19 protein-coding genes and 2 pseudogenes are annotated in these 22,462 nt (G+C 44.7%); 5 read left to right on the top strand and 16 right to left on the bottom strand.

The window, feature by feature from the left end; genetic code table 11:
- Positions 1-24 precede the first annotated feature (24 nt).
- Together RIM23_RS18470 and RIM23_RS18465 are read right to left on the bottom strand one after the other, a co-directional pair.
- The gene (locus tag RIM23_RS18470) at positions 25-513 is read right to left on the bottom strand and encodes an RpiB/LacA/LacB family sugar-phosphate isomerase (RefSeq protein WP_446368606.1); all 489 of its coding nucleotides are present in this window, start codon (positions 511-513) and stop codon (positions 25-27) included.
- A 702-nt stretch (positions 514-1,215) separates the two neighbouring features.
- Positions 1,216-1,356: a hypothetical protein gene (locus RIM23_RS18465; RefSeq protein ID WP_446356745.1), complete on the bottom strand. Its 141-nt coding sequence runs from the start codon at positions 1,354-1,356 to the stop codon at positions 1,216-1,218.
- A gap of 115 nt (positions 1,357-1,471) precedes the next feature.
- Here RIM23_RS18465 and purF point away from each other — a divergent pair, with 115 nt between their 5' ends.
- From purF to RIM23_RS18450, 3 genes and pseudogenes are all read left to right on the top strand, one after another.
- On the top strand, positions 1,472-2,965 hold the full coding sequence (gene purF, locus RIM23_RS18460) for an amidophosphoribosyltransferase (protein ID WP_446368605.1): 1,494 nt from the start codon (positions 1,472-1,474) through the stop codon (positions 2,963-2,965).
- Between the two features lie 56 nt (positions 2,966-3,021).
- Positions 3,022-3,429: pseudogene (locus RIM23_RS18455) on the top strand (zinc ribbon domain-containing protein); the annotation flags it as partial.
- A gap of 28 nt (positions 3,430-3,457) precedes the next feature.
- Positions 3,458-4,189, top strand: a complete 732-nt coding sequence (locus RIM23_RS18450; RefSeq protein WP_446368604.1) for a hypothetical protein — start codon at positions 3,458-3,460, stop codon at positions 4,187-4,189.
- Between the two features lie 233 nt (positions 4,190-4,422).
- Here the strand turns inward: RIM23_RS18450 and RIM23_RS18445 are convergent, their stop codons facing one another.
- The 6 genes from RIM23_RS18445 to RIM23_RS18420 form a co-directional block, all read right to left on the bottom strand.
- Positions 4,423-4,563, bottom strand: coding sequence for a hypothetical protein (locus RIM23_RS18445; protein WP_446368603.1), 141 nt, complete (start codon positions 4,561-4,563; stop codon positions 4,423-4,425).
- 59 nt (positions 4,564-4,622) lie between these two features.
- Positions 4,623-8,837, bottom strand: a complete 4,215-nt coding sequence (locus RIM23_RS18440; RefSeq protein WP_446368602.1) for an amino acid adenylation domain-containing protein — start codon at positions 8,835-8,837, stop codon at positions 4,623-4,625.
- Between the two features lie 371 nt (positions 8,838-9,208).
- Complete coding sequence (locus RIM23_RS18435; protein WP_446368601.1) at positions 9,209-10,609, bottom strand: sodium/proline symporter; 1,401 nt, start codon at positions 10,607-10,609, stop codon at positions 9,209-9,211.
- 111 nt (positions 10,610-10,720) lie between these two features.
- A complete protein-coding gene (locus RIM23_RS18430; RefSeq protein WP_446368600.1) occupies positions 10,721-12,067 on the bottom strand; it encodes an ATP-grasp domain-containing protein in 1,347 nt (448 codons plus the stop codon).
- A gap of 207 nt (positions 12,068-12,274) precedes the next feature.
- Entirely contained in the window at positions 12,275-13,102 is an 828-nt protein-coding gene (locus tag RIM23_RS18425; protein ID WP_446368629.1) for an O-methyltransferase, read from the bottom strand.
- 72 nt (positions 13,103-13,174) lie between these two features.
- The gene (locus RIM23_RS18420) at positions 13,175-14,536 is read right to left on the bottom strand and encodes a sedoheptulose 7-phosphate cyclase (RefSeq protein ID WP_446368599.1); all 1,362 of its coding nucleotides are present in this window, start codon (positions 14,534-14,536) and stop codon (positions 13,175-13,177) included.
- A gap of 1,414 nt (positions 14,537-15,950) precedes the next feature.
- Here RIM23_RS18420 and RIM23_RS18415 point away from each other — a divergent pair.
- Positions 15,951-16,988, top strand: coding sequence for a methyltransferase (locus RIM23_RS18415; RefSeq protein WP_446368598.1), 1,038 nt, complete (start codon positions 15,951-15,953; stop codon positions 16,986-16,988).
- 130 nt (positions 16,989-17,118) lie between these two features.
- Here RIM23_RS18415 and RIM23_RS18410 read toward each other — a convergent pair.
- A pseudogene (locus tag RIM23_RS18410) lies at positions 17,119-17,452 on the bottom strand (alpha-amylase family glycosyl hydrolase); the annotation flags it as partial.
- A gap of 354 nt (positions 17,453-17,806) precedes the next feature.
- Here RIM23_RS18410 and RIM23_RS18405 point away from each other — a divergent pair.
- On the top strand, positions 17,807-18,643 hold the full coding sequence (locus RIM23_RS18405; RefSeq protein WP_446368597.1) for a PEP-CTERM sorting domain-containing protein: 837 nt from the start codon (positions 17,807-17,809) through the stop codon (positions 18,641-18,643).
- A 54-nt stretch (positions 18,644-18,697) separates the two neighbouring features.
- Here RIM23_RS18405 and RIM23_RS18400 read toward each other — a convergent pair whose 3' ends face one another.
- The 7 genes from RIM23_RS18400 to RIM23_RS18370 form a co-directional block, all read right to left on the bottom strand.
- The gene (locus RIM23_RS18400; RefSeq protein WP_446368596.1) at positions 18,698-19,435 is read right to left on the bottom strand and encodes a peptidylprolyl isomerase; all 738 of its coding nucleotides are present in this window, start codon (positions 19,433-19,435) and stop codon (positions 18,698-18,700) included.
- A gap of 422 nt (positions 19,436-19,857) precedes the next feature.
- Positions 19,858-20,145: a hypothetical protein gene (locus RIM23_RS18395; protein WP_446368595.1), complete on the bottom strand. Its 288-nt coding sequence runs from the start codon at positions 20,143-20,145 to the stop codon at positions 19,858-19,860.
- Between the two features lie 121 nt (positions 20,146-20,266).
- Positions 20,267-20,443 carry a hypothetical protein gene (locus RIM23_RS18390; protein ID WP_446368594.1) on the bottom strand — a complete coding sequence of 59 codons (177 nt, stop codon included), beginning with the start codon at positions 20,441-20,443 and terminating at the stop codon, positions 20,267-20,269.
- 203 nt (positions 20,444-20,646) lie between these two features.
- Entirely contained in the window at positions 20,647-20,898 is a 252-nt protein-coding gene (locus RIM23_RS18385) for a hypothetical protein (RefSeq protein WP_446368593.1), read from the bottom strand.
- 63 nt (positions 20,899-20,961) lie between these two features.
- Positions 20,962-21,183, bottom strand: coding sequence for a hypothetical protein (locus RIM23_RS18380; protein WP_446368592.1), 222 nt, complete (start codon positions 21,181-21,183; stop codon positions 20,962-20,964).
- 268 nt (positions 21,184-21,451) lie between these two features.
- A complete protein-coding gene (locus tag RIM23_RS18375; RefSeq protein WP_446368591.1) occupies positions 21,452-21,736 on the bottom strand; it encodes a hypothetical protein in 285 nt (94 codons plus the stop codon).
- Between the two features lie 276 nt (positions 21,737-22,012).
- Positions 22,013-22,453: a HetP family heterocyst commitment protein gene (locus RIM23_RS18370; protein ID WP_446368590.1), complete on the bottom strand. Its 441-nt coding sequence runs from the start codon at positions 22,451-22,453 to the stop codon at positions 22,013-22,015.
- Positions 22,454-22,462 lie beyond the last annotated feature (9 nt).

The following is a 22,462-nucleotide window of genomic DNA, read 5'->3' as shown; positions in this document are numbered from 1 at the left end:
TGGGTTTGAGCAGGTAGCAGTTCCTCAATCGCGGTCTAGTTGAGCGAACTTTTGTGTCTCTAGTTGGGCAATGTCCTTCATCGAATTATGCAGCCACTCTTGAACAGACAATTCCCACCCCTGTGTAAACTCAGTGCTTAACCAAGTATCCACAATTTCCTGAGCTACCTGGGGTGTGGTTACTAACCCTCCTAAAGTCAGAATGTTAGAGTTGTTGATAGAGCGGGACAGACGGGCAGCTTCAGCATTCTCACAAACCGCCGCATATATACCCGGGTGCTTGTTGGCGACAATCGCCATTCCCATACCACTAGCACAGAACAAAATACCCCGATTTACTTGGTGATTCGCTACCTGCTTGGCTACCAAAGAAGCCGTCTGATAATAAGGTGTTTCTGCATTGCGATCGCTGACACCTACATCCTCGATTTCCCACCCTTTGTCAAGTAGGTGGTTTTTCACCTCTTGTTTGAGGTCAAATCCATGATTATCAGAACCCAGGGCAATTTTCATAACACTATCTATATTTAATATTTTTAGTTTATTGTAATGCATTTAATTTGATCAGGCAATCTTGGTTACAGCTATTTGCCCACATTCCGCACTTCAAGTTTAAGCACAAAACACTACATCGCTAAAAACGGGGGTAAATCGGAAAAATTGGACTATTGAAGACTAAATAAAAATGAAACACAAATTATAGCACTACGCACATACGTTAGGATATTTAGCTGTGATCAGGAATCTAAGCATGTGCCATTCCTTCTTTATATATGTGTAATATCTGCTTTTGTCAATGCTTGGTAATAATTTTTATTGTAAGTTTAACAAAATACATGGGTTCAACGGGATATAGGGAGTGAGACGAAAACCAGGAGTTATACAAAGTTTTACGAAAATTCAAGGGGTTTAGCTGTGTCGATCTTATTTTTACCCAAAAAATACCCACCATAAATAGTATACCGGAACATCGCACAATCTCCTCACAATCGCCGTAAGCCTTTAAAATTCGTAGTTTTTTCTCAAAAAAAGGTAAAAAACGAGCAATCATGAAGTTTTGTTGAGAGCTGTGCCTGATTGAAAAATTTAAACCATTCTGGGAGAAAGAATCATTTAACTTATCAGAACTTGACAGGTTTAGGAGAAACGACATTATGTAGAGACGCGCCAGGGAAAGTCTCTACACAGATTGTACGGGCAGATCAACATGGACATCTAGATCCAGTAGTCTTTCTGATTCCCCGATATCTGCTCTTTCTGGGAACAAGCTAAAGTCCAATCTTCAGCCCGATAACGTCGCTTATAGTCGTGTTGAGGCAGTCGCGGCTGATGAATGATCCATGAGGCATGATCCATGATTCCCAAATTAATGATATTGTTAAGGAATCGTTAAGTTTAATTAACGATTCCCGCTTGATTTGCGTTAATACAAGTCGAACTGACTGCCACTATCAGGAGTAAGCTAATACCCATGATTCTCCAGCCACCCCACTCCTCTACCCCCAATCCTGCTGAATCTGATCAGATTGTCAGCCAACGCCCCGACAAACCTGAAGAAGCTTGCGGGGTTTTTGGTATCTATGCACCGGAAGAAGATGTCGCGAAGCTAACTTACTTTGGTTTGTTTGCCCTGCAACATCGGGGTCAAGAATCAGCGGGGATTGCCACCTTTGAGGGAGAACAGGTGCATCTCTATAAGAATATGGGACTTGTCTCCCAAGTCTTTAACGAAGAGATTTTGAACCAAATGCCCGGAACAATAGCGGTGGGTCATACCCGTTACTCGACAACCGGGTCGAGTCGGGTTGTCAATGCCCAACCTGCTGTGGTGAATACCCGCTTAGGTTCTTTAGCTTTAGCACATAATGGTAACTTGGTCAATACCAGCGAGTTGCGAACAAATTTACAAAACCGCAACTATGATGAGTTTGTCACCACGACAGATTCTGAAATGATTGCCATTGCAATCGGTGCTGAAGTGGATCAAGGGAAGGAGTGGCTAGACGGGGCGATTAGTGCGTTTAACCTCTGTCAAGGCGCCTATAGTTTGGTGATTGGTACACCAGAGGGGATGATGGGAGTGCGTGACCCCCATGGCGTGCGTCCCTTAGTGATTGGTACCTTAGGTACGAATCCGGTGCGCTATGTTTTAGCCTCAGAAACCTGTGGGTTAGATATTATTGGTGCAGAATACTTGCGGGATGTCGAACCTGGAGAATTAGTTTGGATTACAGAAGCCGGGATGGCGTCGTTCCACTGGAGTCGTAAGCCAGAACGCAAGCTGTGTATTTTTGAAATGATTTATTTTGCCCGACCGGATAGCGTGATGCAGGATGAAAGCATCTATAGCTATCGGCTGCGTTTGGGGCGTCAATTGGCAAAAGAAGCACCAACTGAGGCAGATATTGTGATTGCGGTGCCGGATTCGGGTGTACCTGCGGCGATTGGCTTTTCTCAGGAGTCGGGAATTCCCTACGCCGAGGGGTTGATTAAAAATCGCTATGTGGGGCGCACTTTTATCCAACCGACGCAAACTATGCGAGAGTCGGGGATTCGGATGAAACTGAATCCTTTGAAAGATGTTCTTATGGGTAAGCGAGTGATTATTGTGGACGATTCGATTGTCCGGGGAACCACGAGTCGGAAGATTGTCAAAGCGTTACGGGATGCAGGGGCGACTGAGGTTCACATGCGCGTTTCTGCACCGCCAGTGACTCATCCGTGTTTTTATGGGATTGATACCGATTCTCAAGACCAGCTTATTGCGGCAACCAAGTCGGTTGATGAAATCGCTGCACAAATTGGTGTGGATTCCTTGGCGTATTTGAGTTGGGAAGGTATGATGCTGGCGACTCAAGACAATGCTAATACCTTCTGTTCGGCTTGTTTCACCGGAGATTATCCGATTCCGGTTCCCGAACAGCTTAAGCGGTCTAAGCTGATGCTGGAAGAAGCGAAGGTTTAAGCAAATCACGAAGAAAATTTCTTGCTTTCTGCTATAAATCGGGCGCACGGAGCGTTATCGATTTCCGAACTATGGCAAGGGGTTTTCTGGGCAAACATACAGTTGACGCAGGTTTTGGTCAGTTCAGGGATATTCTCTACTATGTGGCTAAGCAACGCGGTGTTTACGTCGCTGAAGTTGACCACCGAGGTACATCTCAAACTTGTCCAAATTGCCGCATCGAAGTCAGAAAAGAACTGTCTGATAGGTGGCACAGTTGCCCAGAATGTAAATACCATCTCGATAGAGATATAGCCTCAGCACAAGAAATTTGTAACCGAGGCTATGAGCAACTGAGTACCCAGGGACTCTGGGGGAAAGAAATTGGCTGTCAAGTCGGGCTGTCGGGGGCTTTTAGCCTAGATAAGTGGCGTAGGGCAGCAATGTCTAACAGCGATGTTGGAAGCCTACACCATAATCTCTGATTTGGTGTAGGAGGATGTCACACGAGCAGTGGATGAGGTATCCAGCCTAAAGTATCTGGCACGCGATCGCAAGGGCAAAGCTCTAAAGTCTTTGAAAAAAGTCTGCCAGCATATTCAACAGGTGGGGATTACTCTACAGGTGAAGAAGAAAAACGGACACCTGATTGCCAAAAACTGGGATTATCCCGAATTTGCCGTCGGTCCCAATGAAAAGAAAGAAGTGGGCTATCGTCAGTTATGGCATTATGAATCTCCTGATAGCGACACATCGGATATTCCCGAAGACTTGATTATCGCCCATGAGGTGACGGCGGATGAATTTGAAGGGGTGATCGATACGTCGATTGAGTATGAACATGAATTGAATATTTCCATGTTCCACTCCGATGAAGTGAATGAGGAAGCGATTTTATTTGCGAATTGGGCAGATCGACTACTTCATGATGCGATTATCTCCCATCGGCATATTTTAGCCGGGAGTCCCTTATCCTGGTTAATGCAGCTTCCTTTTGCTGTGGAAATCCTTTGTTCAACGGCTGACGAAACGGAAGTAGTGACAGAATGTTCAGCAACCTGTATTAACTACAAAGATTTCGAGAGCAAAGTGATCCGTCGTTCATTTACCTGTCAATTCCATCCAGAACTCCTCCAAGATCTACGGGATATTAGTCACAGTCATCCTCCAACTTATGATGAGTTAAAGCATGATGATGGCGCTCGTTTATTTGCCCGACTATTGTATTCTGGGATGCAGGAATAAGGGCATGATCAAGGGAAGCTGGGGGAGCTTCCCTAAAATTATGACCCGAGGAGCGCGATCGCACCACAGCAAATCTGTCCGCCTGCATTACCTGTGGGTTGACCAAAGTCAAGCTTTTTTCATGAGCAACCCTTCCTCTTCTGCAAATTCCTATTACTCGACTCCCAATTCAGGAGCAGTTTCTGATTCAAAATCGGATTCTGTGCCTCGAAGTTCGTTATCAGTCTCCGCTTCTAAACCGGATTCTCCGCCTTGAAGTTCGTTGCCAATTTCCGTGCGTTTACGGGTGCGCCAGCTAAGCCTATAGAGGCTAGAGAAATTACAGACACCACACCGACAGATGCAAAACTGGATGGGAAAAATCTGGTACTCATGATTATAATCTCCTTTCCCAAGGGCATTCCCTTCTCAGAGCCTGGGAACGAGGAGAAGACTAGCTTAAGAAAGCAGCAAGACGTTCTGCCAAAACGCGCAGATGAGGTTCCAGAATAAACGAATAGTGATGTCCTGGAACTGGAATCACGTCAATCTCTTTCGCATCTAAAATAGCAAACAATTCCACCCAAACTAATTGAGGATCAGGGGCGTGTAAATGCTTCTCCTGCGCCCGGAAAACGGTAACTTTTCCGGGATATGGCTGGCGTTTATAGGCATACGTGGCTTTTAGTGTTCCCACCAATACATCTAAAATACGCCGATTTTGTTCCTGATTGCCTTCAGTGGGAAAAACTCCAACCTGTTGCGCTTTAGCGAGAATGTAGTCGATTTGTTCGGGAACTGTTAATCCTTTTAATTCATCGGGGGAAACTAAATTATCTTGACCAAACATACCCCCAAATACGCGGGAACAAACCCCCACTAAGTAATGATCATCAATCTTTTTCCCTTGATCCAGTATAATCGGTACCCAAGAGTCTAAAATAGCCAGCCGACTGACCTCTTGACCCTGTTTCTGTAACTGCTGGGCAACCTCATAAGCCACCACTCCACCAAATGACCAACCACCAATTTGATAGGGTCCTTCGGGTTGCACCTCTCGGATGGCTTTGACATAGAGATGTGCCATATCTTCAACCCGAGTTAATGTTTCCTCCCCCTGATTAAACCCTTGGGCTTGTAAACCATAAAAGGGTTGGTCTGTACCTAGATAATCCGATAACTTCAGATAACATAGTACATTTCCGCCGGCGGGATGGACACAGAAAAATGGGGGTTTGGTTCCCTGAGGCTGAATGGGTACGATTGGAGAATAGGACTGAACCTCGGAACGGCTGATAACATTAGCTAATTCGGTAATCGTGGGACTCATAAACAGAGTGGTTAATGGCAATGTTTGACCAAACTGTTGCTGAATTTTTCCCATTAATTTCAGGGCTAATAGGGAATGACCACCACGTTCAAAGAAGTTGTCATTGATGCCGATTTGGTCGATGTCTAGTAAGTCTGACCAGATTTTCGCTAATTGTTGTTCCTGATAATTCCGAGGGGCGATAAATGTCGTTTCTCCACCAAAACTGGCGGGGTCAGGTGCAGGAAGAGCGCGACGATTGACCTTACCATTTGGCGTTAGCGGTAAAGAGTCTAAGCTGACAAAAGCAGCAGGAATCATGTAATCGGGTAGGGTTTCTTTGAGGAAGCTACGTAAGGTACGGGGAGTGGGTTTTTCTTGAGTTGATACTAAATACGCGACTAACTGTTTCCCCCCCGATTTCTCGTTTCTGGCAATGACGACGGCTTCCCGTATTTGCGGATGTTCGGTCAAGGCATTTTCAATTTCTCCGAGTTCGATACGGAAGCCGCGAATTTTGACTTGATGGTCAATGCGGCGTAGGTATTCAATTGTTCCATCGGGACGATAACGGGCTAAATCTCCGGTTTTATACAATTTTGACCCATGATATGTCTGTCGGGATTGGTTTTGAAAGGGGTTAGCAATGAATTTTTCTTGGCTTAATTCGGGACGATTCAGATATCCTCTGGCGACTTGTACGCCGCCAATATGAATTTCACCGGGAACGCCAATGGGAACCGGGTGTAAATAGGGATCAAGGATATAAATTTGGGTATTTGCCACCGGATGTCCTATGGGAACGATGCTTGAATTACTGTCTCGTTGACATTGCCAATAGGTGACATCAATAGCGGCTTCGGTGGGACCATATAAATTGTGGAGTTCACAGTCTAACCGAGAAAAGAAACGCTCTTGGAGGTCAAAGGGTAAGGCTTCGCCACTGCAAATCACTCGCTTTAGGGATTGACAACCGTTGACTTTGGGTTCTTCTAAGAAAAGTTGCAGCATGGAGGGGACAAAGTGCAGTGTGGTAATCTGCTGCTGGGTGATTAGATTAACCAAATATAGACTATCTTGATGTCCCCCCGGTTTAGCCACAACTAAACAAGCCCCCGTCATTAATGTCCAGAAGAATTCCCAGACGGAAACATCGAAACTAAAGGGAGTTTTTTGGAGGACAGAATCTTCGGGTGTCAGTTGATAGGTTTGTTGCATCCATAGCAAACGGTTACAAATTCCCCGATGGGTGTTCATCGCCCCTTTAGGTTTACCTGTTGAACCGGAGGTGTAAATAACGTAAGCTAGGTTTTCCGGTTGAATCGTGCTATCAGGATTGTGGTTATTTTCTGCGACAATATCTTCCCATTGGGTATCTAAGCAGATTATTTGGGCGGTGGATTTAGGTAAGTGCGGAACTAAGGGTTCTTGAGTGAGTAATACCGGAACTTGGGAATCTGCCAGCATGTAGGCAATGCGGTCAACTGGATAACTCGGATCAATGGGAACATAAGCCCCTCCAGCTTTGAGAATTGCTAAGAGTCCCACAACCATTTCTAGGGAACGTTCGACACAAATCCCGACTAAAGATTCGGGTTTTACGCCTAATTTTTGCAGGTAATGGGCGAGTTGATTGGCACGAGTATTTAACTCTCGATAGGTTAATTGTTCCGATTCAAAGATGACAGCAATAGCATCAGGGGTTTTCTCGACTTGGGCTTCAATGAAGTGGTGCAGACAGCGAGATAAATCATAATCGGTTTGGGTGGCATTCCAATCCTGTAAAATGTGCTGTTGTTCAGCGTCACTCAGCACAGGTAATTGACCCACAGGTTGGTTGGGATTGGTGATAATTGCGGTCAGTAAATTCTGGTAATGCTGGATAATCTGGGATATTGTATCAGCGTCGAATAAATCGCTGCTGTATTGAAGAGAAATCAGCAAGGAATCAGTTAATTCAATAATCTCTAGGCTGATGTCAAATTCGACGCTGTGCTGAGGGAGTTGAAAGTAGCTAACTTTTAGTGTACCGCATTGAGTTAGCTGATTATTAACCGTTGCCTCAAGTAATTGAGAAATTGTTGACAATGACTGCCAATTCTGAAACGTAAATGAGGCTTGGCAAATCGGGGAATGACTCAAGTTAGACGCGGACGGTAATTCTTTGACTAATCGGGGGAAGGGATAGTCTTGATAATCTTTGGTTTCAGTAACCGTCTGATGCACTTGTTGGAGAACTTCAGCGAAGGTTTGATTGCCAGAAATTTCATCTCTGGTAACCGTTACGTTACTGAAATCCCCAACTATTTTGGCAAATTCCGGTTGAGTTCGGGGACTATTCGGGATGCCGACTAAAATATCAGATTCTCCGGTATAGCGGTAAAGCAATACTTTAAATGCCGTGAGAAGAACCGTATCCAGAGAAACCTTTGATTGCTGTGCTAGTTGGTTGAGATTTTGGGTTATGTTCTGATCAAGTTTCAATTGACAAGCAGAACCTTTATAGGTGCGTAATGGGGGACGAGTCGCACTTCCTGGTAAGTCTAATACAGGCAACTCTCCGGCTAATTTGTTGTGCCAATAGGTTTTAAGTTGTTCGGATTGGGCAGGATTTAAATGATGGGTTGTTAGCTGTACCCAGTTTTGATTAGACTGATTCAGCTTACTTTTCACGGAATCGGGAAAACCTCTATCCATCCCCCCTTGCCCCCATCCCCCCTTGCCTCCATCCCTTTTTGCCTCCATCCCTCTTTGCCTCCATCCCCCCTTGCCCCCCTTTGAAAGGGGGGTATAAGGGGGGTATAAGGGGGGTATAAGGGGGGTATAAGGGGGGTTATAGAGAGGAGGCTTTGAATTCTCTCCATTAAGAGTCAGGGAATCGCTATAAAGAATTAAAAATTCATCGATTAAGATAAATAAAGATTCTTGATCACTGGCTATTTTATGAACTGTTATTAACAAAATATGGTCAGTTTGGGAACGACTCAATAGCCTAACCCGTAACCCGGAATTCTGTTCTAAGTTAAAGGGAACAGTCGCCATCTGTACCAGGGTTGTATTCAAATCCTGCCAACTTTGGTTAGAGACATCGATCGCGTCAAAATCCACCGTCATTGTATCGCTGATTTCCTGAGTCAATTGACCGTCGCGATCGCGGAAGGTACTCCGTAAGCTGGGATGACGATCAATTAATCGTTGAAACGCCCTGACTATGGCGTCTAGATCGACCGGAGATTGAATCCGCAAGCCGATGGATCGTTTATCATGAAGTCCCTGGGAAGCTAACTGATACAGAAACCAATGAGTCTGTTGAATGGGGGATAGGGGAAAGGATTGGCTTTTGCTGAGTAATTGAGTCATTTTTCTTGATTAACTAAAAGGAACAAGGAATAAATAAGGGATTATTTCACTGTATTTTGTTTAGCATTTATTTGACTTTTCATGAGATTGGGATAACCTCTATCCATCCCCCCTTGCCCCCATCCCCCCTTGCCCCCATCCCCCCTTGCCCCCCTTTGAAAGGGGGGTATAAAGGGCGGTATAAAGGGCGGTATAAAGGGCGGTATAAAGGGCGGTATAAAGGGCGGTATAAAGGGCGGTATAAAGGGGGGTATAAAGGGGGGTATAAAGGGGGGTATAAAGGGGGGCAAGAGAGAGAAGGCTTTTCACTCCCACCTTTTCTAAAAAAGTCTGGCATTTATTTTTGCAGATAGCGTTAAAATCAGACATTTTTAAGCGGTTTTATGGGCGAGAAAAACTTGAGATACTAAGTAGATGAGACCCCCCGCCGCCATACCCGGAAGCACCTCGTAAACTATACCCGATAAATTCAGTCCCAACTTCCAGAACAACGCCGCCGCAATCCCCCCTAACATCATCGCGATCGCGACTGGCGTGATCACCGATTTTTGCCAAACCCGCAAGATTAATAGAGGTCCTAAACCTGAAGCTAGAACTGACCAAGAGAACGTAATCAAGGCAAAGACATTATCATCTCCGGCTAAAGCAATACTCAAGATAATTAACGTCACCGTTAATGTCCCTAACTTGGCATACTTATACGAATGTGCCAATCCCGGAAACAAGTCTTGAGTTAATGCGGCTGAACAGGACAAAATTTGCGAATCTGCTGTCGATATTGTAGCCGCAAATAGTCCAGCTAGCATCAGTCCAACTAAAATAGCCGGCAATAATTCCAGGGCTAAATAAGGTAGTGCCAATTCTGGATCACCATTGGTTAACAAATCGGGCAAAAGCACCCGCGCCGCCATCCCCACACCCATGGCTGAAAACGAGGTGAATAACGCACAAATCACTTTAATATCCCGGGCAAAACCGATATTCTTCGCCGAATCAATCGACATCGCCCTGACTAAAATATGAGGTTGTCCCACGACACCAAATCCGGCTACAACCCAGCAAATTAAAAAGGGCAAAAATCCCCACTCTAGATTCTGTGGACTTAAACTCACCAATTCTGGGTCAATTGCTGCAAGCTGTGTCCAAAATCCAGCCAATCCGCCACAATTTGCAATCGCCACCACCACCAACAGTACCAGGGAACCAATCATAATCGTGGCTTGCACCGCATCTGTCCAAATTGAAGCCCGAATCCCCCCCGAAAAACAGTAAATCACCACGACAATTGCGCCAACAATCACACCGAGGGAACAATTCCAATTAAACACCGCATGAAGCGCCTTACCTCCAGCAACCAGTTGCGCCGCCGCATAAGAACCCAGAAACGCGATGGTAATTAAAGCCGAAATTGTGGTAATCCAGCGAATTCCTTTCGTTTCTTGACCCAGGAAAGAAGACACTGTATCGGCAGAAATTTCTTCAGAAACCAGTCTTAATCGTTTAAACACAAACCACCAAGCAATATAATCTCCAATTGCCCAGCCAATGGTTAGCCAAATCGCCGATAGTCCAATCGTATAAGCAAAGCCAACCTGACCAATAAATAGTAACCCACTTTGACCCGTCGCCATAGCGGAAAGGGCGACTAGCCAGGGATTCACATTTCGGCTGGCAAGGAGGTAATCGGTTGTCGTATTTTTCTGTTGAGTTGCCGAGTAAATACCGACTCCGGTAAATAACAAAAGAAATAAAATAAATGTTGTTGCAATCATTTTGATTAGTGATTGGTGGTTGGTTTTGTCAGGGTGGGTTTGACGATTCTCACCCCGCTGTAACTAAACCCGTCCCCCTGTAGAGACGTTCCATGCAACGTCTCTACAGGATTAATCTCCCCCCAACTCCACCAACTTACCAATATTAAAATCAATCCTGATCCAGCCCTGCATCCGGCGCAGATTATCCAGCAATAATAAAGGAATTTGCCAATAGTGTACCATCAAAAAGGGGAGGGGGTCATCCACCTGAAAAATGGCATCTTTACCGCCAAAAACTGTCTTAAACCAGCGATTTATATCCCCAAACGAGCGAATCTCATTCAACCGCCAAACTTCGTGATATAACCAATAGGTTGGTTTACTTTCCGGCAAGGGCTGCAAGGGTTCAGGTAACGGCGTGTCACTCAAATACGCCTCTGCTACTCCTGGATGGTTATAAAACATGGTAATAGCCGAATGAGTGCGAGGATTACACTCGATCGCGTAAACCGTCCCATCCTCTGCCTTGATAAAATCAAAGGAGGCTTGTCCCGTCAGATTCAATCCCTGGACAAACCGACTCACCCACTGCAAAATATCCGGCTGATCCACGTTTTCATAGTTCACTTGAAACGCCGATGATTCACAGCAGCAGTGCAGTCGTAATTCCCCATTCCGCACTGTACTATGAGTACAGTATTCCGTTCCCGGAATAAACTCCTGCATAATCCAGGGTTTCTCCTCACTGATGGGCAAACTATTGACAAATGCAGCAGTTTCTGATGGAGTTTCACAGGGAAGTTTCGTTAAGTTTAAACGCCGCACAGAGTCGTAGGGAATGCTTTTCAGGATATACTTTCGGGTTTCCTGAGAAAAGTCAAAATCAATCACCTGTTGCGGGTGAGTAATTTTAAAGGATTTCGGTACAGATAAGCCAAATTCTCGTGCTTTTTGGGCAAAAGCAAACTTATCATCCAGAAGTTGGGTAACATCTGGATCAAAGTGGAACACTTCACAACAACCCGATAACACAGGCTTGGCTAGAGAGTCATAATAACTAGCGACGGGACTACAGACGGGAACATAAACATCCACATTTTCTTGTTTCGCGATCGCGAGTAAGGCTTGAATGTAGCCATCGGGATCTTTGTTGGGCGCAGGAACCGTATAAAAGCGATCAACCGCCCGGGAAAATCGATGTCCCACTAACCAATATTTATGACTTTCCACTAAAATAACCCGATGTCCATCGGCGGAGAATGACCGCGCCAGTTGCAGCGCTTTGGTCATTTTCCCCCCAGTGAGCATAATAGTTTTAGGATTGGGGTTAGCAATCTTAGGTTTCTGGAAGGGGCGGGTGAGACTATCCCACAACAGCGCCACGACGACAGTGGTTAAATTTAACGGAAACGCGAAGGCGAGTAAAGTTAATGTCCCCAGGTTTTGCAGTACAGCGAGAATACGTGATGTTGTCATTTGTCATTTGTCATTTGTCATTTGTCATTCGTCATGGCAAAAGTCGTAGGTTGGGTTGAGGAACGAAACCCAACGCAAGCGGGTTAGCTTAAACATCTTTTACTTTCCCTGACATGCTTCCATTGAGGGTTGAGTCGGGGCGGGTTTAGTTACATTTTGGTGGGGTAAGCAAGGATAGTTGTCAAACCCGCCCCTACAGATGTGGGTTTAAACCCGCCGGATTAGGGTCAAACCGTCACGCAACGGTAATACAACCTGTTCCACCCTAGGATCATCCGTAACCACCTGATTAAACTGGGCGATGGCGTCTCCATTGGGTGTCCGTTCTTCGGGTGCTAAATAAACCTGTCCTTGCAGTAAGGTATTATCCACACAAATTAACCCATCTGGTGCTAATAACTGGGTATCCAGGAGCATCTGATAATACTCCACATACTCCTGCTTATCCGCATCAATAAATACCAAGTCAAACGACTCTCCCGCTTCCGCTAATTGACGCAGCGTCTCCAAGGCTGGGGCAACTTTTACGGTAATTTTGCGACCATGAGGTGAAGCTTGGAAACAGGTTTGGGCAAAACTAGCCACATATTCATCCACCTCACAAGCAATGACTGATCCATCATCGGGTAACGCCTCAGCCATGGCTAAGGCGGAATAGCCAGTGAACATACCCACTTCTAGGACACGTTTCGCCCCAGTCATCTTGACAAACATCTTTAGGGTTTGTCCCTCAATATGTCCGGATAACATCTCCTGTTCTAACTGGCGCACTGTCTCGCCATCGGAGAATAGTTTACTCCAGTCTTCGGTGCATGTTTTTTCAACTAAGGCGGCTAATGCTGGAGAATCTGGAGTGGTATTTTGATTCAGGTAGGGTTCGAGTTTAGCCGCGAGTTGATAGGCTTTTTGCAGAGAACGCGCCAGTTGCGGATGTTGTGCTGCGTCTACTAATTCCAGGGTTTGTTCAAGGTGTTCCACCAGAATCCCTAGGGGAGTAACCGCTCGCTTTGTCGCGTCTTTTGTTATAGTTTGCATGATTTGTTTCCTAAATAATTTGGCAATCTGTACCAGACGTTCCATGCAACGTCTCTACATTGGGGGATAGAATTATTCCAAACCCAAATCATTGAGATACATTTCTACGCCAGCACCAGCATCAGGTAAGGTTGCACAGACGGTTTTATGCTCCCATACCGCCGCTTCCAGTAAATCCGGGGGTACCTCTTGTGCATAATCACAAGCACCGATACCACAGGGTAGAGGTGCCCACAGACCCCCATCTCCCCGCTTACACCGCATATTTTTCTGACCCGCAATCATCAGATCAATGTCTTCGAGGATAGGATGATAGACACTCAACCCCAGAGAGCGAATCAGTGCGATAATGCGATCGCGTTCTGTGGGTTGCAGCCAGCCTAATTTCGTCGCTAAACTAGCGCCGAACGCCATTCCTACCGCTACCGCATGACCATGCATCAACTTGGCGGCGGGTTCATAACGGGGACTCCAGGTGTGACCATAAGCATGAGGGCGATCCTGATACGTCTCGAACATATTGGTTCCCTCATGTTTCATATAAGAGAACAATGCCCGATAAATCACCTCATCAGCAATTTTGGCTAACTCCTCATCGTTTCCTAAGGTAGCGAAGTGAGTTTCAACTAAGCGCGGACCATAGTCTTCGAGCAGTTCAAACAGAACCGGATCATCCGTCACCGCCATTTTAATAATTTCCGCCATGCCATTCCGGATATGACCCGTGGCGAGGGTGCGGAAAAAGGTGCGGTCTACCAAGGTTAGCACGGGCGGATGATACGCCCCAATACTATTCTTAAATTGTTTGCCATTGGTACAGGTACGGGGACTAGGACCTGCATCAATTGCCGCGACTACAGTCGTACCCACCATAATATAAGGCGTGCGGCGATGTTGTAAGGCACAAGCTAATCCCGCCACATCACTGAGAACACCCCCACCAATCACTAAGACGGGTTCATTGCGGGAGACATCACAGCCGTCTTTTCCTAAGAATTCCAGCAGGCGATGCACCGTTTCCGGGGTTTTATCGGCTTCCCAGGCGCGACAGACATTCATCTGGAGGGGAATTTCGTGGGTGTCAAAATACTTACGCACCGATTCCCCGTACAAACTATCTACCGTTTGGTCGATAATGGCAACACAGCGACCTCGACTATTATAGATTTCAGCCAAGGTTGGGTTAGAGGGGTCGAAGACGCCCTCAATTAACTTAACTTGCGCTTTTAGGGTAAAGGTTGCAGTGACTTCAAAGGAGCGATTATCATTCCCCGGAACGATTTCTCCAGATCCGGTGTACCATTCCGAGGTGCGATACTTGGCTCCATGTTGTACCCCAATATTTTGGGTTTCTCTAGTTGGGAATGAGTCGATTAAATCGTCCTGAAGGGTTTCCGTCAGTTCGGTTTGAGGAAAGGTTGTTTGCAGAGTCATTGTCGTTTGGTTTTTCCTGTACTTAATGGTTCAGTCACGTTTGATGTGACAGGGTGTTGTCCATTTCTGAAATTATTGGCAGCGAAAATTAACCCGATTCTGGGGGAAACACTGGTGCCCAAATGGGCAAGTAAGTAATACCAGAGAAGCCTAATGGCACTGACTTAGAATAGGTTCCTCGTCAGCCTTTGAATGCTAGGTGCGATCGCCTGGCTGACTACAACCACTTAATGAGAGCGGCATTCTAGTTATCTCTTCTCTCAAATTGACCCAAAAACCAGGAGTCCTGGCTGATTGGATTCCGTTCAACCAAGGTAGTCATCAGGGTTTATCCTGATTTATGTTTTTCCAATGGGATTGACTTTGGAAAAAAGGACAGAAAACTAACTCCTAAATAGCTAACCCGAAAGCGTTGACGCCAAGTGATGAGAATAAATAATCAATCACTTGACTTGCTTGGCAGATAATCCTGACAAGCTTATCTAGTCTTCAATCAGCAGGTTTTCGGTTAAATAATGTTCTTCATAGACCGTTGGCAAAACGGTGAACAAACTGATTTTTTCAAAGGGTCTTACGTAGACAAACTTGGCTTGAAGCCTATCTTACACCTCACTGGCGCTGTTGTTGCCAACCAATAGTCTGTTTGGTCGGCAGGCTTCAATTTTAAGTTACACCCGTGATTAATTTGCTGATCCGGGTTCAGCGGTTTGGTGGTAAGATCCATCCTTATTATCGCTGCTCGAAATTTTTCATCAATCATGAGTGTGTTACTGATGAATTCACTGATAATCAATCTGCCCGTTTAGCTAATCCGGCGATAGGTTCCCCCCACTGTACTCCTAAGAGTCAGTGCGTGGAGTTGTCACACCAAATAGTTTAGCTAAAGTAAATTATCTCTGACCAGAAATAATTGTTGGCAGGTAATAGAGGTCGTCCTCATTACAAAATTTAATGCACGCTTGTTAGTGTAACGCTTTACGTTTCTTCTTCTTTCTAGTATTTGATAACTTTATAGCTTTATAAAAAAGCAATAAGCAAGCCTTATTTTATCGGGATCTAAAAAAATAAATTCAGTACTATTTGTCAATAAGTAAAAATACTGATGATGCCCAAAACGGTCAATTGCTCAACCTATTCAGTGGTAGTCTTAGCTGGTACTATCTTGTACAACGGGAGCATTCCAATTTGGCGCGTTGGCTCTTTGAATGGGGCTGAAACCCTTGCAATTGCGTTACATTAGGGAATGCTTTGTCCAAAACGGGATGCTCCCTGTACAACGTTAGACCAATATCGTAGTCTGGTCTGATCCGCTGTTGGTGTTTTCTAGACCTTTCCTGTCCGATCTAGCATTGGAGTGGTGCTGTGGGGTCGAATTTTGGGTAACTGAAAAGAGTAAAAATTTTGGAGCTTAATTATGCTAGGAACGGCGTCTGAATCGAAGAAAAAAATCTACCAAATTATATATGGTTCTTGGCAAAGTCAGTGCCTTTATGTAGCCACAAGTTTAGGCATCCCAAATTTGTTGCGATCGGGAGCTAAAACCGTTGAGACAATAGCAGAAAAAACAGGAACAAAAGCAGAAAATCTTTATGTCGTGCTGCGTGCTTTAGCTCATTTAGGCGTGTTTGCCGAAAAACCGGGGCGCGTTTTTGCCCCAACCGAGTTATCGGAACTTCTGCTCACTGATGGTTCTCCATCTGTGGGTCATTTTTTAATGCACATTACAGAACCCAATATGTGGGATGCTTGGCGGGAATTAGAAAACAGTTTAAAGACAGGAAAAGTGCCTTTTGAGTTGGCTAAAGGTCAGGATTTTTACAGTTCCTATATGACCGAAAATCCCAACAGCAAACGCCTGTTTAACAATGCCATGAGCTTTTTAACCAATGAAGCCGTGGAACCCTTGTTTGAAGCTTATGATTTTAGTAGGTTTAAAACCGTGATGGATCTCGGAGGAAATCAAGGTACTTTAATTGCAAATATTGTCAAAAAGTTTGGCTGCAAAGGGATTTTATTTGACTTACCCCATGAAGTAGAAACTGCTCCTAATAATCTTTCCAAATATGGAGTCAGCGATGCTGTACAAGTTATTGGTGGGAGTGCTTTAGACTCATTGCCAAAAGGTGCAGATGCGATCGTAATGAAGTATTTTATATCGGTGTTTAGTAAGGAAGATTCAATTAAGGTACTGACTAACTGTCGGGAAGCTCTCCCAGCAGATGGTAAAGTGATACTTATACAAACTCTAGTTCCCTCTCTCGGCGCACCAGTAGAATATCCAGATGGAACGATACCCGGTTTGGCAGCCGTTCAGATGATGATTACAAATCCAGGAGGTTACTGGCGCACGGAACAAGAATATAGGGACTTGTTTGAAGCGAGTGGTTTTCAACTAGAACAAGTCGTTCATACGGGTACAAGTCTCACAGTTATGGAGTTTAGCCTCCAATAAAATAATGGTATTTTTGATTAACTTCTTGTTCCCCCCCTTTCTTCCCCCTTTTAAAAGGGGGCTAGGGGGGATCTCTTACGAAGTTGCTAAGGAATGTTCAGCGCGATCGCTCTTCCAGCCAATGTTCCAAATCTTGCATCAAGAAGTTAATCACATCCAGGCGGAATCCATCCACGCCTAAATCCAGCCAAAATTGAGCCACCTCTAAAATGGCATGGGCTTGATTCAGTAGCTGCTGGAAGTCGGCGAGTGTACCAAACTGAGGCGCGATCGCACAATAGTCAGAAATATCATAACCCCCGTCTTTCATCGGTGACGGAAAAAACGGGGAAATCCAAACCGCGTCAACCCCCAGGGAGGCGATGTAATCCAGCTTCTGCACAACTCCCAGCAAGTCTCCCCGCCCCATCTCCATCACTATCTGTAAAGCTGCGGATGTAAACCTGATAGATAACGCCACCAATCCTGGGTAGTCATAGCAACACAAAGGACGAATGACTCATGAGAGTCTTAAATCGAATTGCTATAGTTGGGTTCTTCACCAAAGCTTTAAATAAACTATCATCTTTTTCACAGAAACTTTATAGTAAATGGATTATTTTATTTTAAAATAAAAAAGACACCAAACCAGAAGGGAAATACACAAAGAGTATACAGCTTGATTCCCCTGACTTTTACATTGAGCCAATTATTGAAATAAATGGCGTTTAAGAGGATAATGGCTGTGACTCAACTGGATTACGTCTATCACTGACTTATAAAACAGGTATTTCCTAGTTGAGTTGCTTGCCAATTTATTACTCTTCAAGGAGGCATTTATGCTCCGAAAGCACGGACTCGCTGAAAATCTCTTGACGATTGTTACGCCTGTTGTCGCTGGTCTAGCTCTGACGACTTCACCGACTATTGCTGCAACTTTAGCATCTTCTGAGGCAAGAGTCAATCTTGACAATTTTAGCCACACCCCTACCGAAATTTTCACACTCACGGATACTCGCACAAATACGATAGTTACCGATGGGGACGTGACAGCAGACGCCGAAGCCGAAGCCAATTTTACAGCCGATCCGTTTGGGACAACAGAAGCTAATAATTACTCGTGGAGTCAAGCGGAAGGCGAAGGGAGACGGTATCTGGGTGTAGCCGAAAGTTTTGCTGCCATTATTGGTTATGATTTTATCGTCGATGCCGGGGATACATTTGACTTCGATTTTATGGGATTTTTAGACCTAGAAACCTCAATTGATAATCTTCCGGGAGAATATGCCACGGCTGAGGGAATGATTTCTTTGGCATTGTACGACAGTACTAATCCAGGGAATTGGGTGCTGTTAGATTCATTCCTGCTATCTGGTATTTTGGATACTCTCGGAGAGTCTGATACTTTAGATTATCAGTTTTCTGAGAATTTTACATCAAATCTCAGTCGCACCTCTTTAGACACTGACTTTGGCGGACAAGAGGAACTGGCTAAAGCCGTGATCAATGGCTCGTATTCAAAGACGTTTGATAGCTTAACGAAGTTAATTTTAATTGAAGCCAAAACCAATCAAGCCCAAGTTCAAGCTGTACCTGAATCCTCTAGTCTACTGGGGTTACTTGTATTGGGGTTGCTGTTCCTGGGATATGGATTTAAGCAGAAAGGGCGGGTTTAGTGAGTAGGGGCTTGGTTAGGGGCTTGGTAACCAAGCCCCTACTATCTGTTTTCTTTAGGTTTGGTTATGCAGCCGATAATTAATTTCACTGGTAAGCCACTCTTGAAACAGGCGATCGCGGATTTCTTGATAGCGCTGAGGGGTTAATTCGGCAGGAATAAAGGCTTCTACCATGAGGATATGATAACCCAGAGTCGTTTGGATTGGACTAATCACTTCTTTTGGGAGCGCATTAAAAACGGCTGCGGCGATTTCGGGTTTTAATTGCCAACGGTAAACGGTTCCTTCGCAACCACACTGCTGTCGGCGTTTCTCATCACTATCATAGATATGGGCGGCTTGATAAAAGCTAATTTCTCCTTCTTCAATTTCATAGAAGAGTTCTTGTGCCACTGACTCAGTGGGAACAATGATTTGATAGAGTAAAACTTGATCAAACTGAATCCTATTCTGGGCAAAAAACTTCTCCACTTCTTTAGCAAAGAGAGATTCAGCCAATTTTTCCGTCAGCAGGCGATCGCAAATTCCCACTTCCCAATCATCCGGGGAGATCATCTGATCAGCCAGCCAAGCCAAGGTATCTGACGCCTTCTCCAGACGCATTTCATGACGTTGGCGATCGGCTTCTGCTTGAACTTCTTGCGCCGTGACGATTATACCCCCTTCTTGAGCTGTCTGATTAATCACGTTTTGAGATAAAATTTTATAGACTATCTCCTTGATTTGTAGGTTTCGCTTCAAGTGGCTAAATATTTCATCTAAATTGACAGGAACTGTCGAACTCTCGTGCATCGGTATCTCAGGCTGGACGTTCAGAATCTTCGTTCGTAGTTAGCACTTTAGTGCCATAATCATTCGCATAGAGTGCCACACTTCCCGCTACGCTAAGACATAAAGTGTAGTGCTCAATTCGGATGATAACAACTCCTTGGCAACTGGAGATGCCATTCGAGGAAACAAAAATGCCGAAGCAGCTACTGATTAGAGGGGAAAAATTACCACGTCCTCGAATCAATAGCTGATTCACTGAATAGATAACAGTTTTTGAGGTGTACTATAGTGTCGTCTGCCTAGCTGTCTCATCGACAACGATAAACTGCTAGAGGTATCTGGCGACTTTATTAGGACTTACACACAGTCTCTATTTGTAGGGTGTGTTAGCCTAGCGTAACGCACCATTACCTCTATAGATGGTGTAGCTGCCTAAGTCCTGTTTATAAAGCACCCGTTTGGACATAAGCATAAGCATCCGTATAACCCCCTTGGGAGAACGAACGAGCGACAGCAAAACCGTAAACGTTGGCGGCTGTGTATCCTCCACTATAGGAAAAGTTAAGTCCTCTGACAGAAACACTAACGCCGACACCAACCTGAGTTGCTACATCAACACCAACATCGAGAGACGATGAAACTTTAGGAACATAAAGTCCACCTTTTACTTCGCGGTTTTCTGTTGATAAACAGTCACAGAAGCTGATATCTTTAATCTTTAAGTGGGTCATTTTCTTACTCCTTGTGCTCCGAAGTGAAGAGAGTAAACTCCCATAAATATTAGGGATACAGCTCTCCTTGGGAGTTTATATAATCTTCAACTTATCAAGCAAAACTAAATTATTTGGCTGCTCAAGACGAAAAAGAGACTGATAATGTAAATACTCCAAGTTCGGTTAAAGTCACACTGTATTCTCCAGTAGCAAAGGCAAAAGCATCGCCCCAAGCCTGGGTAAACCAAACACCACCATTGACAACTGGGGTTTCCTGAGCGACAATTTCTAAGTGATCTAAATCCGAGATAATCATGATAATTTTCCGGCAAAGAACTAGGTTGAAAATAAGTGGGAAATAGACCCATTAATTTTTGATTGAATCAGGGCTAAGTGCCAGAGTTTGTTGGCTGTCTCAAAGCTAAAGGAACGATGCTTGGATCATATCATCATCACTTATCTCTAAGCCAAAGATTAGTAAACTTAGCCCTTATTCATTTATGGCGACTACCCTCTAACTTAGTAATAGTAGTAATAGGGATAGGTTGATGCCGATGAGCTGGAAAACGAAGAAGCGGCGGCAGTGCTGGAATCCGTGTAGGTGTTGGTTTCGGTCAATGTCGAGGCTGAAGCACCGTCCCAGTAGTAGTAGTAGTCGGAATAACCACGGGCTAAAGAATCAGCATAAGCTCTAGCACTGGCACTATTTCCACCTTCAACCTCTCTTGATTCAGAGACAACTTGCAAATGTTCTAAGTCAGAAATAATCATGACATAACTCCTTTTGTTTGCACAGAAAATACGGGACAAATACACTAGATGATTTTGACAACCTTAGTAATAGTAGGGATAGGTTGATGCCGATGAGCTGGAAACAGAAGACGCGGCAGAAGTGCTGTAATCGGTGTAGGTGTTGGTTTCGGTGAATGTCGAGACGTAAGACCAAAAACCCCGGGCTAAAGAATCAGCAAAAGCTCCAGCATTGGCACTATTTCCACCTTCAACTTCCCTAGATTCTGAAACGACTTGTAAATGTTCTAAATCAGAAATAATCATGACATTACTCCTTGTGGTCAATAAATCGTTAATAAGTTCAAAACCAAACTCTGATGGTTTAAGGGCTGAGTACCCGATTGAGCAAGCCATTTTTATGTGAGATTGCTTACTATTTGCTCGTGGCAGAATCACTAGTCTCTAACCGAGAGCTTCGTGTACTTAGCCCTAATCAACGTCTCGTGACTAACCTTTCACAAAGGTATTCCTCTTATTGAGCAGAAGATGATTGCCTTTTTTGGGATAGTCAAACTTCTAAAATTTTCCGGTGTTAGTAGGAATACGAGCTGGCGCTACCGGAAACATAGGAATAGGAGTCGTTGTAATAGCTGTAGGAATAATACGGATAGCCACGATAGCCGTAGCCGCTATCCGTATCCGTGCGGACGTAAAGGGATGCATTGGTGCGAGAGTAAGAGCGACCATCGGCATTAGCTGATGTTGAACCTCCTGCACTAGCAGAAGCTGTTCCGCCTTCAATACTGTTATCTTCGCGAAGGATTTCCAGATGTTCTAAGTTAGAAATAATCATCGTCTTACTTACTCCAAGTTGCAATTTTTTTGTGGGTTGACAACCAATTTTTTATTTCTTTTCTTTGGTTGTAAGACTAATTTAATACTTGTACCTCTTGACCGTCTTGCCAAAATGGCACGGTTGAATAAAGCTTCGATGAAGATGGAAGAGTGTTTTGTGAAGGAATGATGAAGTTGGTAGTGAGGACTTTAGTCCTCTTGTAAAGAGCGCTGAAGCGCTGACTACAAACAGAAAAGGGCGCACGCCGTGCGCCCCTACGATGCTAATCCATCTAATTTAGGCTAATACGCCAGAATATCACCGGAAAACACGGGAAATCTTCGATAAAAAATCTGTAACGCGAGGTGACAAGGATGAGAATCCCTGGTTCGCTTCACCGCCTCTTACCTGCACAGGCTGCTCGCGCACTCGCTCTAAATAGGCAAGATCCTTGATTTTGGTTAAATGCTGCCTTGATCTTGAGTTATAAGCAGGAGCATGATGGAATTGGCGATCGCGCTGATAAACGGTACTGGCTTCGGGTTCGTTGTCTTGCAGGGATTCACGATGTTCTTTGAGCAGACGGTAATAGGTTCGATAGGCTATATATTCTGACGGTTCGTAGCCAACATCGCGCAAGAGCAAAAAACACGCCCAGGAATACTTCCCATCAAGTATGGCTTCGGTAATTTCACTCAGTTGCTCAGAATCAAGGGTTGTGGCGACTCCGGTATTGCTATCAGAAACTTGATAAACCATGATTAGTCT

Source organism: Coleofasciculus sp. G3-WIS-01, from assembly GCF_040223135.1.
Classification (GTDB): domain Bacteria; phylum Cyanobacteriota; class Cyanobacteriia; order Cyanobacteriales; family Coleofasciculaceae; genus Coleofasciculus.
The sequence above is the reverse complement of the archived record's forward strand: the minus strand, read 5'-3'. Positions and strand labels throughout refer to the sequence as shown.